The organism is Variovorax stachyos (assembly GCF_051400855.1).
GTDB lineage: Bacteria > Pseudomonadota > Gammaproteobacteria > Burkholderiales > Burkholderiaceae_C > Variovorax.
Genome location: NZ_JBLFFN010000005.1, coordinates 37,189 through 49,387 on the forward strand (window position 1 = coordinate 37,189; position 12,199 = coordinate 49,387).

11 protein-coding genes are annotated in these 12,199 nt (G+C 68.6%); 6 read left to right on the forward strand and 5 right to left on the reverse strand.

The annotated features are described in order from the left end of the window. Nucleotide 1 precedes the first annotated feature (1 nt). From ACMGEZ_RS10540 to ACMGEZ_RS10550, 3 genes are read left to right on the forward strand one after another with little or no spacing between them, the layout of a single operon-like run. Nucleotides 2-988, forward strand: coding sequence for a 2-hydroxyacid dehydrogenase (locus ACMGEZ_RS10540; protein ID WP_436822229.1), 987 nt, complete (start codon nt 2-4; stop codon nt 986-988). Nucleotides 989-995: 7 nt separating this feature from the next. Further along, complete coding sequence (locus ACMGEZ_RS10545; protein WP_436822230.1) at nt 996-2,345, forward strand: DNA recombination protein RmuC; 1,350 nt, start codon at nt 996-998, stop codon at nt 2,343-2,345. Next, a complete protein-coding gene (locus ACMGEZ_RS10550; protein WP_436822231.1) occupies nt 2,342-3,502 on the forward strand; it encodes an MFS transporter in 1,161 nt (386 codons plus the stop codon). The genes ACMGEZ_RS10545 and ACMGEZ_RS10550 overlap by 4 nt, the downstream gene beginning before the upstream one ends. A gap of 98 nt (nt 3,503-3,600) precedes the next feature. Here ACMGEZ_RS10550 and ACMGEZ_RS10555 read toward each other — a convergent pair whose 3' ends face one another. From ACMGEZ_RS10555 to earP, 3 genes are all read right to left on the reverse strand, one after another. Then, on the reverse strand, nt 3,601-4,467 hold the full coding sequence (locus tag ACMGEZ_RS10555; RefSeq protein ID WP_436822232.1) for an LOG family protein: 867 nt from the start codon (nt 4,465-4,467) through the stop codon (nt 3,601-3,603). Nucleotides 4,468-4,572: 105 nt separating this feature from the next. Next, entirely contained in the window at nt 4,573-5,127 is a 555-nt protein-coding gene (gene efp, locus ACMGEZ_RS10560) for an elongation factor P (protein WP_068683006.1), read from the reverse strand. 133 nt (nt 5,128-5,260) lie between these two features. Then, nucleotides 5,261-6,331 (reverse strand): elongation factor P maturation arginine rhamnosyltransferase EarP, encoded by a 1,071-nt coding sequence (gene earP, locus ACMGEZ_RS10565; RefSeq protein WP_436822233.1) that lies wholly within the window; start codon nt 6,329-6,331, stop codon nt 5,261-5,263. Nucleotides 6,332-6,395: 64 nt separating this feature from the next. Here earP and uvrC point away from each other — a divergent pair, with 64 nt between their 5' ends. From uvrC to ACMGEZ_RS10580, 3 genes are read left to right on the forward strand one after another with little or no spacing between them, the layout of a single operon-like run. Beyond that, a complete protein-coding gene (gene uvrC, locus ACMGEZ_RS10570; protein ID WP_436822234.1) occupies nt 6,396-8,360 on the forward strand; it encodes an excinuclease ABC subunit UvrC in 1,965 nt (654 codons plus the stop codon). 45 nt (nt 8,361-8,405) lie between these two features. Next, on the forward strand, nt 8,406-8,972 hold the full coding sequence (pgsA, locus tag ACMGEZ_RS10575) for a CDP-diacylglycerol--glycerol-3-phosphate 3-phosphatidyltransferase (RefSeq protein ID WP_162587855.1): 567 nt from the start codon (nt 8,406-8,408) through the stop codon (nt 8,970-8,972). Nucleotides 8,973-9,013: 41 nt separating this feature from the next. Further along, the gene (locus ACMGEZ_RS10580; RefSeq protein ID WP_436822235.1) at nt 9,014-9,856 is read left to right on the forward strand and encodes a DMT family transporter; all 843 of its coding nucleotides are present in this window, start codon (nt 9,014-9,016) and stop codon (nt 9,854-9,856) included. 35 nt (nt 9,857-9,891) lie between these two features. Here ACMGEZ_RS10580 and ACMGEZ_RS10585 read toward each other — a convergent pair whose 3' ends face one another. Beyond that, nucleotides 9,892-11,292 carry a DUF5666 domain-containing protein gene (locus ACMGEZ_RS10585; protein WP_436822236.1) on the reverse strand — a complete coding sequence of 467 codons (1,401 nt, stop codon included), beginning with the start codon at nt 11,290-11,292 and terminating at the stop codon, nt 9,892-9,894. Next, complete coding sequence (locus tag ACMGEZ_RS10590; RefSeq protein ID WP_436822237.1) at nt 11,289-12,137, reverse strand: DUF6502 family protein; 849 nt, start codon at nt 12,135-12,137, stop codon at nt 11,289-11,291. The genes ACMGEZ_RS10585 and ACMGEZ_RS10590 overlap by 4 nt, the downstream gene beginning before the upstream one ends. Between the last annotated feature and the right edge of the window lie 62 nt (nt 12,138-12,199).

Consider the following 12,199-nt stretch of genomic DNA (forward strand, 5'->3'; position numbering starts at 1 on the left):
CATGAGCAAACCCAAGATCCTCGTCGCCCGTTCGATCTTTCCCGAGACCATCGCCCGGCTGCAAGCGCATTTCGAGGTCGAGTCCAACCAGGACGACCAGAGCTGGAGCAAGGCCGAGCTGATCCAGAAACTGCAAGGCAAGCAGGGCGCCTTCACCACCGGCAGCGAGCGCATCGATGCCGAGGTGCTGGCCGCCTGCCCCGAGCTGAAGATCTGCGCCAACATGGCGGTCGGCTACAACAACTTCGATGTCGACGCGATGACCGCTCGCGGCGTGCTCGCCACCAACGCGCCCGACGTACTGACCGAGACCACGGCCGACTTCGGGTTCGCGCTCCTGATGGCCACCGCGCGCCGCATCACCGAGAGCGAGCATTTCCTGCGCGCCGGCAAGTGGGAGAAGTGGAGCTACGACATGTTCGCCGGCTCTGACATCCACGGCGCCACCCTGGGCATCATCGGCATGGGGCGCATCGGGCAGGGCATCGCCAGGCGGGGCGCGCACGGCTTCGGCATGAAGGTGATCTACCACAACCGCTCGCGGCTCGATGCGCAGCTCGAGGCCGAGTGCAAGGCCAGCTACGCGAGCAAGGAAGAGCTGCTGAAGACCGCCGACCACGTCGTGCTCGTGGTGCCTTATTCGCCGGCCTCCCATCACACCATCGGCGCCGCCGAGCTCGCCCTGATGAAGCCGACGGCCACGCTGGTCAACATCGCCCGCGGCGGCATCGTGGACGATGCGGCGCTGGCGCAGGCGCTGCGCGACAGGCGCATCGCGGCGGCGGGGCTGGACGTGTTCGAGGGCGAGCCCAAGGTGCACCCGGGGCTGCTCCAGGTCCCCAACGTCGTGCTCACTCCCCACATCGCGAGCGCCACCATCCCGACGCGGCGCGCGATGGCCGAGCTGGCGGCGGACAACCTGGTCGGATTCCTGGTCCACGGCAAGCCGGTCACGCCCCTCAACCCCGCGGTACTGGGAGGCAAGTAGACACGTCATGCCTTTGCCGGAATCCTGGATCCTGATCGGCCTCGCGGCGTTCAACATCGTCCTGCTGCTCTGGCTGCTGCTGCGCAAGCCGCCGGCCCCCGACCACAGCACCCTGGTCGCCACGCTCGGCGCGGCCAACGAGCGCATCGAGCGTGAGCTGCGGCACGAGATCGGCGAGGCCTCGCGCGGCGCACGGCAGGAGACCAGCCAGGCCTTCGCCACCTTCCAGCAGGCGCTGGTGCAGCAGGGGGCGGAGGCCACGCGCACGCAGAACGCCCAGATCGACGCCTTCGCGCAGCAGCTCGCACTGCTGCAGAAGACGCTGGCCGACACGCTCAATACCCAGCTGCAGGGCCTGTCCGAATCGAATGCGCGACGGCTGGCCGAGGTGCGCGCGACGATGGAGACCCAGCTCGCGCAGCTCCAGCAGAGCAACACGGCCAAGCTCGACGAGATGCGCAAGACCGTCGACGAGAAGCTGCAGAGCACGCTCGAGGCCCGCCTGGGCGAGAGCTTCAAGCAGGTGGCCGACCGTCTGGAGCAGGTGCACAAGGGCCTGGGCGAGATGCAGACGCTGGCGGTCGGCGTCGGCAGCCTGCAGCGCGTGCTGACCAACGTGAAGACGCGCGGCGTGTTCGGCGAGGTGCAGCTCGAGGCCCTGCTCGAGCAGGTGCTCACGCCCGAGCAGTACGCCCGGCAGGTCGAGACCAAGCCGCGCAGCGGCCAGCGGGTGGATTTCGCCATCCGCTTTCCGGGCCGCGGCAGCGATGGCGCGCCGGTCTGGCTGCCGATCGACGCCAAGTTCCCGCGCGACGACTACGAGCGCCTGCTCGATGCCCATGAGCGCATCGACGCCGGCGCTGCCGAGCTGGCGGCTCGCGCGCTGGAGGCGCGCATCCGCACCGAGGCGCGATCGATCGCCGAAAACTACCTAGCGGCGCCCCACACCACCGATTTCGCGATCCTGTTCCTGCCAGTCGAGAGCCTGTACGCCGAGGTGCTGCGCCGCCCCGGGCTGATGGACGCGATCCAGCGACAGCACCGCGTGACGCTGGCGGGGCCGACCACGCTGCTGGCGATGCTCAACAGCCTGCACATGGGCTTCCGCACGCTCGCGCTGGAGCAGCAGGCCTCCGAGGTCTGGAAGGTGCTCGGCGCGGTCAAGACCGAATTCGAGCGCTACGGCGAATGGGTGGCGCGCATCAAGGAGCAGGTGGCCAAGGCCTCCGATACGCTCGACAAGGCCGACACCCGGGCCAAGCAGATGCGCCTGGCCCTGCGCAAGGTGGAGGCACTCCCGGAGGCGCAGTCACAGGCTCTGCTGCCGGCCGCAGACGACGGCGAACTGGCCACGTGAGCGGTGAACTGCTGCGCCTGATCGCGGCGCAGATCCTGCTGCATGCGGCGATGGCAGGCATGCGCCTCGGCGCGCCGTTGCTGGCCCTGCAACAAGGCTACAGCGCGGCGGCCGTGGGCGTGCTCATTGCGCTGTTCGCGCTCACCCAGGTGTTCCTGGCGCTGCCGGCCGGCCGCTTTGCCGACCGGCACGGGCTCAAGCGCCCGTTGATGCTGTCGGTGATCGCGGCCTCGTCGGGGGCCGCGGTGGCGGCCATCCTGCCCTCGTTCCCGGTGCTGTGCCTTTCAGCACTGCTGACGGGCGGCGCCACCGGCGCGGCCGTCATCGCGCTGCAGCGCCATGTCGGGCGCGCGGCGAGCAATCCGGTGCAGCTCAAGCAGGTGTTCAGCTGGCTCGCGATTGCCCCGGCGGTGGCCAACTTCGTCGGCCCTTTCTGCGCCGGCCTGCTGATCGACCATGCGGGCCGCAGTCCCGCCGACCTGCCGGGTTTTCGGATAGCGTTCGCCGTGCTGGCACTGCTCCCACTCGCCGGCTGGTTCTTCGCGCGCCGCACGCAGGAGCTGCCGCCCATCGCGCCGGCGAACGGCGGAGCCCGGCCGCGTGCCTGGGACCTCTTGCGCCAAGGCATGTTCCGGCGCCTGCTGTTCGTGAACTGGCTGCAATCTTCCAGCTGGGACGTGCATGCCTTCCTGCTGCCCATCCTCGGCCACGAGCGCGGGCTCGGGGCGTCGGTCATCGGGTCCATCCTAGGCGCCTTCGCGATCGCCGCGGCACTGATCCGCATCGTGCTGCCGCTGATCGCCGCCCGCGCATCGGAGCGCAGCGTCATCACGACGTCGTCCGTGATCACGGCGCTGGTGTTCTCGGTCTACCCGCTGCTGTCCTCGGCCCTCACGATGGGCGTTTGCTCGGTGGTTCTGGGTTTTGCGCTCGGCGCCGTGCAGCCGATGGTCATGAGCATGCTGCACCAGATCACGCCGCACGAGCGGCACGGCGAAGCGCTCGGACTGCGGCTGATGGCCATCAACGCTTCCAGCGTCGCCATGCCGATGCTTTTCGGGTCGATCGGCGCGCTGATCGGCATCGGCGGCGTGTTCTGGCTGGCGAGTGGGGTGGTGGCGCTCGGAACGCGGGCGGCCTGGGGGCTGAAGGCGTGAGCCGCGGTCCGGGGCCCGCTCTGGACGTCGTAGCGCAGTCGAACGCGCCGTTGCTACAGTGAGCCCGCGCGCGGTGAGCCCGCGCGCGTCCGTCCGGGTCAGAGCTTGTAAAAGCGCTTGATCGCGTCCCACGCGTCCTGCGGCGTGTCCACGTACTCGATCAGCTTCACGTCGTCGGGCGAGATCACGCCTTCCTCGGCCAGGAAGTCGAAGTTGATCAGTTGCTTCCAATAGTCCGAGCCGAAGAGCACGATCGGCACCGGCCGGGCCTTGCGGGTCTGCACGAGCGTGATCACCTCGAACAGCTCGTCCAGGGTGCCGAAGCCGCCCGGGAAGGCCACCAGCGCCTTCGCCCGCATCATGAAATGCATCTTGCGGATTGCGAAGTAGTGGAACTTGAAGCTCAGCGCCGGCGTGACGTAGGGGTTGGCTTCCTCCTCCATCGGCAGCGCGATGGCCAGGCCGACCGAAAGTCCGCCGCCCTCGTAGGCGCCGCGGTTGGCAGCCTGCATGATGCCGGGGCCGCCGCCGGTGCAGACGAAGAGCTTGTCTTCCGGGTCCTTGTCGTCGCTGTACTGGGCGATCAGCTTGCCGAGGGCGCGCGCCTTCTCGTAGTAGTGCGAGCTGCGCGCCAGCCTGCGCCAGCGCGCGGCGGCGATCGCGTCGCCGGCGGCATCGGCCTGGGCGATCAGGGCACCGGATTCCTCCTCGCTGCGGAAGCGCGCGCTGCCGAACACCACCACGGTGTTCTCGATGCCATGGGCACGCATCTCGAGGTCGGGTTTCATCAGCTCGAGCTGCATGCGCAGCCCGCGCGTTTCGCGCCGCAACAGGAACTCGGGGTCGGCAAAGGCGAGTCGCGAGGGGTCGGCGTTGAGAGGAAGGCCCTTGTCGGCATGCGCCTGGAGAGTGGCCCAGGCGTCTGCGAGGCGCTTGTTGTGGATGTCGTGTGCGTTGTTGGGCATGGTCTGGTGCGGAAATCGGCCTAGGATTGTGCGCGCTCCGCCGTCCAGCGTCCGGTGCGCAAAAAAGGCTCCCGAAGGAGCCTTTGACGCGGATACCGCAGCCGCTCAGACACGCTTGCGGTATTCGCCCGTGCGGGTGTCGATCTCGATGCGGTCGCCCTGGGAGACGAACAGCGGCACCGGCACCTCGAAGCCGGTGGCGATCTTGGCAGGCTTCAGCACCTTGCCCGAGGTGTCGCCCTTGACGGCCGGCTCGGTCCAGGTGATCTCGCGCTCGACGCTGGTGGGCAGTTCGACCGAAATCGCCTTGCCGTCGTAGAACACCACTTCGACCGGCATGCCGTCTTCGAGGTAGTTGAGCGCGTCGCCCATGTTCTCGGCCTCGACCTCGTACTGGTTGAATTCGCTGTCCATGCAGACGTACATCGGGTCGGCGAAGTAGGAGTAGGTGCACTCCTTCTTGTCGAGCACGATCTGCTCCATCTTGTCGTCGGCCTTGAACACGACTTCGGTGTTGAAGTTGGCGATCAGGCTCTTGAGCTTCATGCGCACGGTGGCGGAATTGCGGCCGCCGCGGCTGTACTCGGTCTTGAGCACGACCATCGGGTCCTTGCCGTGCATGATCACGTTGCCGGCGCGGATTTCTTGAGCGATTTTCATAGTCAGGGTTTCTGGATGTTGGCCGCTCGGCGTGTCTGGGCCTGGATCCTCTGACACATTCACCGCGGCGGGTTCAGCGGATGCAGCGGCACCTGGGCTGGGGCCCGGCCCGAAATCCGCAAAGCCCGCAATTCTAACTTTTTTGGGCGACGAACTGCCGCAAACGGGCCAGAAGGCCATCCTGTTCGAGCAGCCGATCGCGTGCGGCGACCGCGGCTGCCCGCCACGGCGGCAGTGCCACCGGGCCCACGTCCGGCAGCTCGCCCTCGGCCATGCCGTTCCAGAGGTGGTGCAGGCGGCGCAGCAAGGGTGGAGCCTCCAGCCAGTCCAGGAAGGCGTCGAGCTTGGTGTGGTGGGCGTCGTCGTCCTGGGGGTAGATCTGCCAGACGAAGGGCGCCCCGGCCCAGAGGGCGCGCACCAGCGAATCCTCGCCCCGCACGAAGTTCAGGTCGCAGGCCCACAACAGGTGGTCGAAATCGGTCTGGGACAGGTGGGGCAGCCACTGGATCGACAGCGCGCCGCGCCTGGCCGGCCCGGGCGGCAGGGCCCGGGATGCGCGGCCGGCCGTCACCAGCAGGCGGGTGGGCTCGCCCGCCTGCTCGAAGCGCGCGAGCAGGGCCCCGAGCGCCGGCGGTTCGTAGCAGAACAGACAGACCAGGCGTTCGCCGTTCCAGTCGATGTTCTGCTGCGCGAGCCAGGCGGCGCGGTCGAAGCGCGCGCGCCGTGCCGGCAGGTCCTCCTCGCGCAGCAGCCCGCCCGTCGAGCGGGTGAAGCCGGGATAGAAGAAGTACTTCGTGAGGCCGGTGCCCGGGCCCTTGAACACGGGCGAAGGCAGCCCGTGCAGACGCTCGACGTAGGGTTCGGCGGACAGGTATTCGAGATTGAGCCAGACGCGGCGCGGCGCGCCCGCCGGGAGGGGTTCCGCGAAGCGCGCGACGAGTTCGGGCGCGGGGTCGCAGCCGAAGGCCTCGATCAGCACGTCCGGCGGCTGCGCGGCGCGGGCTTCTTGCCCGGCCCCATCCTCGCTCCAGGTGACCACGCGGACCCCGTCGTGGCCCTGCGGCGCCATCCATGCCAGTGCCGAGGGGTCGTCGATCCACAGCCGGACCGTGTCGCCCCCAGTCGCGAGCCCGCACGCCAGCCGCCAGCACACGCCGACGTCGCCATGGTTGTCGATGACCTTGCAGAAAATGTCCCAGCGCATCGCGGGATACTCTACAGCCCGTTGCCGGCGACCGGCCGCGCTCGCGCCAGCACAATAGCGCCCGATGTCAGACACGCATTCCGATCAATTGCTCAGCGAAGTTGCGGCGCTCCCCCAACTGCCGGGCGTCTACCGCTATTTCGACGCGGCGGGCGCGGTGCTGTACGTGGGCAAGGCGCGCAACCTCAAGAAGCGCGTGGCCAACTATTTCCAGAAGAACCACGCCGGCACGCGCATCGGCCACATGATCTCGAAGATCGCCCGCATGGAGACCACCGTGGTGCGCTCCGAGGCCGAGGCGCTGCTGCTCGAGAACAACCTGATCAAGACGCTCAAGCCGCGCTACAACATCCTGTTCCGGGACGACAAGAGCTACCCCTACCTGAAGATCGCGTCGCACGCCTTCCCGCGGCTGGCGTACTACCGCGGATCCGTCGATCGCAAGCACCGCTACTTCGGTCCGTATCCGAGCGCCTGGGCGGTGAAGGAATCGATCCAGCTGCTCCAGAAGGTCTTCAAGCTGCGCACCTGCGAGGACACGGTGTACGCCAACCGCACGCGGCCGTGCCTGCTCTACCAGATCAAGCGCTGCACCGGACCGTGCGTGGGCTACATCACGCCCGAGGCCTATGCTCACGACGTGGCGAATGCCGAGGCCTTCCTGCTGGGCGACACGCAGGCGGTGCTGTCCCAGCTCGAGGCCCGCATGACGGCGCATGCCGAGAAGCTGGAGTTCGAGCAGGCGGCCGAGCTGCGCAACCAGATGTCGGCGCTGTCGCGCGTGCTGCACCAGCAGTCGATCGAAATCGCCTCCGACAAGGACGTGGATATCCTCGCGGTCAAGGTGCAGGGCGGCAAGGCCTGCGTCAACCTCGCCATGGTGCGGGGTGGCCGGCACCTGGGCGACCGGGCCTACTTCCCGGTTCACATCGAAGACGCGGCGCAGATGGAGCAGGGCGCCCAGGACGCCGAGGGCGAGGAGGCCCCGGGCGCCTTCGCGGGGTCGGTGGAGGTCCAGGTGCTCGAGGCCTTCATCGCCCAGCACTACATCGACGTGCCGGTGCCGCCCACGCTGGTGCTGAGCGAACTGGTGAGCCGCGAGCTGATCGAGGCCATCTCGCAGCAGGCCGGCACGCGGGTGACGGCCGTGTTCCAGCCGCGCGAGCAGCGCCGGCACTGGCTGGAGATGGCGCAGACCAACGCCGGCCTGCAGCTCGCGCGCCTGCTGGCGGAAGAGGGCTCGCAGCAGGCGCGCACGCGCGCGCTGGTCGAGGCGCTCGAGCTCGCGCCGGACGAGCTCGACAACTTCCGCGTCGAGTGCTTCGACATCTCGCACACGGCGGGGGAGGCCACGCAGGCTTCCTGCGTGGTCTTCGAGCATCACGCGATGCAGAACCGCGAGTACCGGCGCTACAACATCGAGGGCATTACGCCAGGCGACGACTATGCGGCGATGCGGCAGGTGCTCCATCGCCGCTACGGCAAGCTGGCGGAGGCCATGGCCGCAGAGACCGATGCGCCGCCGGCGGGCGATGCGGGCGGCGCCGGCAGCGATGCCCAACCCGGTACGCGCGGCGCGCGCATGCCCGACCTCGTGCTGGTCGACGGCGGCAAGGGCCAGGTGTCTATGGCGCGCGAGGTGTTCAGCGAACTGGGGCTGCCGCTGTCGCTGATCGTCGGGGTGGAGAAGGGCGAGGGCCGCAAGGTCGGCCTGGAGGAACTGGTCTTCGCCGATGGCCGCGACAAGGTGTACCTCGGCCGCGACTCGGCGGCCCTGATGCTGGTGGCGCAGATCCGCGATGAGGCGCATCGCTTCGCCATCACCGGCATGCGTGCGAAGCGCGCCAAGGTGCGGGTCGGCGGCAGCCAGCTCGAAGACATCCCCGGCATCGGGCCCAAGCGCCGCGCGCGGCTGCTGCAGCGCTTCGGCGGCATCCGCGGCGTGGCGGCGGCGAGCGTGGAGGACATCGCCTCGGTCGACGGCATCGCCTTCGAACTGGCGGAGGAGATCTACCGGGCCTTGCACTAGGCCCCTGGAGCGGGCAGGCCGGAGGCGAGCCATATACTCCTCGCCATGTTCTGGACGCTTCCCACCATCATGACGTGGACGCGCATCGTCGCGATCCCGCTGATCGTGGGGGTGTTCTACCTGCCCCTGAGCGAGCCAATGCGCAACATCGTGGCCACGGTGCTGTTCATCGTGTTCGCCGCCACCGACTGGCTCGACGGTTTTCTTGCACGGCGGCTCAACCAGACCTCCGCCTTCGGCGCCTTCCTCGATCCGGTCGCCGACAAGTTCCTGGTGTGCGCCTCGCTGCTGGTGCTGGTGCACCTGAACCGCGCCGACGTGTTCGTGGCCCTGATCATCATCGGCCGCGAGATCGCCATTTCAGCCTTGCGCGAATGGATGGCGCAGATCGGTGCCGCCAAGAGCGTGGCGGTCCACATGATCGGCAAGATCAAGACCGTCGTGCAGATGGTCGCGATCCCTTTCCTGCTTTTCGACGGCGTCCTGTTCGGCGTGATCGATACCGGCACCTGGGGCCAGTGGCTGATCTGGATCTCGGCCGTGCTCACGGTCTGGTCGATGGTCTACTACCTCCAGAAGGCCGTTCCGGAGATCCGGGCCCGCGCCAAATGACGGCGGTTGGGGCGTCGGCCTCTTCGGGATGGGTGCGGGCCATGCCCGCGGTCTTCGTGCTGATCTGGAGCACCGGCTTCATCGTGGCGCGCTACGGCATGCCCTATGCCCCGCCGCTCAAGTTCCTGGCGGTGCGCTATGCGCTGTCGGTCCTCTGCTTCCTGGTCTGGGTGTGGGCGGCGCGCGCGCGCTGGCCGCTGGGGCGCGCGCAATGGGGGCACCTGGCGGTCACCGGCATCCTGATGCAGGCGGGCTACCTCGGCGGCGTGTGGGCGGCAGTGCGGGCCGGCATGGGCTCGGGGCTGATCGCCTTGCTCGTCGGCATCCAGCCCGTGCTCACGGCCATCTGGATGTCGATGCACGGCGGCGCGGTCTCGCGTCGCCAATGGGCCGGCCTCGCGCTGGGCTTCGCCGGCCTCGTGCTGGTGGTGCTGCGCAAGCTGGAGCAGGGCGGGGAAGTGAGCGTGCTGACCATGGGGCTGGCGCTGATGGCGCTCATCTCCATCACGGCGGGAACCCTGTATCAGAAGCGCTTCGTCGCGCCCTGCGACGTGCGCGTCGCGGGTGCGATCCAGCTCGGCGCGGCGCTGCTGGTCACGCTGCCCTTTGCGGCCCTGGAGGCCGACAGCATCCAGTGGAACCTGTATTCGGGTGGCGCGATGGCCTGGTCCGTGCTGGCGTTGTCGCTGGGCGGCAGTTCGCTGCTCTACATGCTGATCCAGCGCGGGACCGCGACGGCCGTCACCAGCCTGCTGTACCTCGTGCCGCCCTGCACAGCGCTGATGGCCTGGCTTCTCTTTGCCGAGCCGATCACGGTGGCCACGCTGGTGGGTATCGCAATGACGGCGGCGGGCGTGAGCCTGGTGGTGCGCGGCGAGCGCTGAACCTCTCTCAGGCGCGCGCTCGCCGGTGCCTCATTTCAATCGAAATTGACCTGCTGGGCAACCAGCACGCCGTTGACGATCTGCGAGCCCGAGACCGTCACCATCCTGCCGATGGCGAGGTTGGCCGCCGTGCCGTTGGTGAAGACGACGCCCGGGCCGCTCGCGTCCACCGGCTGGCCGCGCACCCGGAAGCTCGCCGGGGAGCTGTAGCCCGCCACCGGGCCGATGAGCTTGAACGATGCCGGCCCACTGGTCCCGGGAACATGCCTGATCCTGAGCTTCGTCGCGACGAGGATGCCGCCGCTCATGGTGCCGCCGACTTCCACCTTCACGCCGTTGCCGATGGCACTGGCAAGGCCGCCGGTGATCTGCGCCGAGGCGGCATCGGCCTTCGTGCCCAGCAGCCGGAACGAGGAGAGCGCCGTGTAGTCGGTAATGATGCCCGCCAGCTGAACCGGCGTGCTGCTCGCCTGCGGGACCGTGTGCCACGCCTCCACCACCGTGGCGGACAGCACGCCCGGCGTCGCCTGGGTGGCGGCACGCACGCGCACGATGGCCCCGTTCGCCAGGGTGCTGGCGTTGATGCCGCCCGCGAAGGAGGCCGTGCCGTAGTCGACGCTCAAGCCGCCCAGCGTGAAGACGCGCGAGCCAATGTTCAGGTTCTTTACCGTGCCGGTGGCGATCGGCGCCGAGCTCGCCGGATGCTGCTCGACCCGCGTGGCGCGAAGGGCGCCGGGTGCGGCGGGCAGGCCCCAGACCTGAACCGCTGCGCCCGGCAGCAATCCGGCCAGGCCGGTTGCGTTGGCCCACACCGTCGCTCCGTCCGTGGTCACGGTGGTACCCATGAGGGTGAAGCTCCCGCGGGCAAGATCGACGTCGTCGACCGGCCCGCGCAGCTCCGCGGCGGACACCACCTGCTTCGCGACACCGCTGGTGAACTCGGCATTGAAGGGACCGGTGACCTTGGCCGTCATTCCGATCTGCAGGGCGGGGGCGTCCGCGACGCTGAAGATGGCGTTGTCGGTGCCGTAGCGCAGCCCGTTGACGATGATGCTGCCCAGGCCATCGACCCCGCCGATACCGACGGCATCCGCGGTGCTCACGCCGGTGCCACCCGATCCGACGCCCGAGTCGTCGCCGCCGGCAGCGGCCGTCGACGAGCCGTCCGATGCGCCCGATCCATCTACCGAGCCTGTTCCATCCGATGTGCTCGTTCCGTCGGCGGAGCTTGTTCCACCTGCGGATGTCGACCCGCCTGCAGACCCCGGCGTGCCGTCGCCCGACGCATTGCTGGAGAGGCCGCGGAACGCGGTACCGGACGGGGCGCCGCTTGCGCCGGCCGGAGCGAAGCTGCCGCCGTCGCTGCCGCCCCCGCACGAGAGCAGCAGGGTCATCGACGCTGCGATCAGGCAGCTTCGCACGAGGCTGTTCTTCATTCTTTTCCCTTTTGCCCGATCTGGGGCACGCCGGATCCCGGCTCGGCCGGCTCGGTGGATTCGGCCTCGTAGTAGGTGTAGATGCCGACGCGGATCCGGCCCGATGCGTTTCCGGCGACGGAGGCGACGGCCCGTGTCATCTCGTGCGTCAGCTCGTGATGCAAGCTGCTCCAGCGTTGCCGGACCAATTGCTCGATGCCTTGGCAGTCCTGCAGGGTCACGCCGTTGGCATAGACCGCGCGCTCGAGCATGGGCGCCCGTTCGCCCAGCGTGTTGGAGACGGCGGCCAGCAGGTGATCGCGGGCGTTGTCGCCGAAAAAGGCCAGCATGGACTGCAGATCCTTCGCGGGCACGAAGGCTTCGGCCGTGATTTCGACGTGACCCCCGTGCTCGGCCACCATGTTCAGGCGGACCAGCTCGTCGAGGATGGCGCGGTGGTGCATGTTGCCGCGGCTCGCTTGCCTGGCCACCGTTTCGAAGGAAGGCACGCCGGCCTCGGCCACGACGGGCAGGCGCCGGTGTTCCGGATGCTCGGCCAGCATCTGCAGCCACAGGGTGAAGGTCTTGGCGGCCGCCGACATTTCGGTATGGGGCAGGACTTCGCCCAGCTCCCGGACCTTGGCCGTGACGGCCTTGCGGTTGAGCCCGGTCGATACCGAGAGTTGGCTGATGTTGGGGTTCTTGACACCCTGGGCCTGCCAGGAGCGGCGCGCCTCGCTCAGCAGCAGGTCGCGCAGCATTTCCTCCAGATGGGGATGCTTGACTCCCATGGCCAATGCGAGCCGGACCACCGGACGCATGACGCGCGCGCAGGCTGCGAGTGTCCAGGCGAGCTGGTTTTCCATGTCAGTGCGAGGCCCGTCCCATGCCCATGCTCCGTTGTTGTTGTGGCGCCGAAGGGAACTCG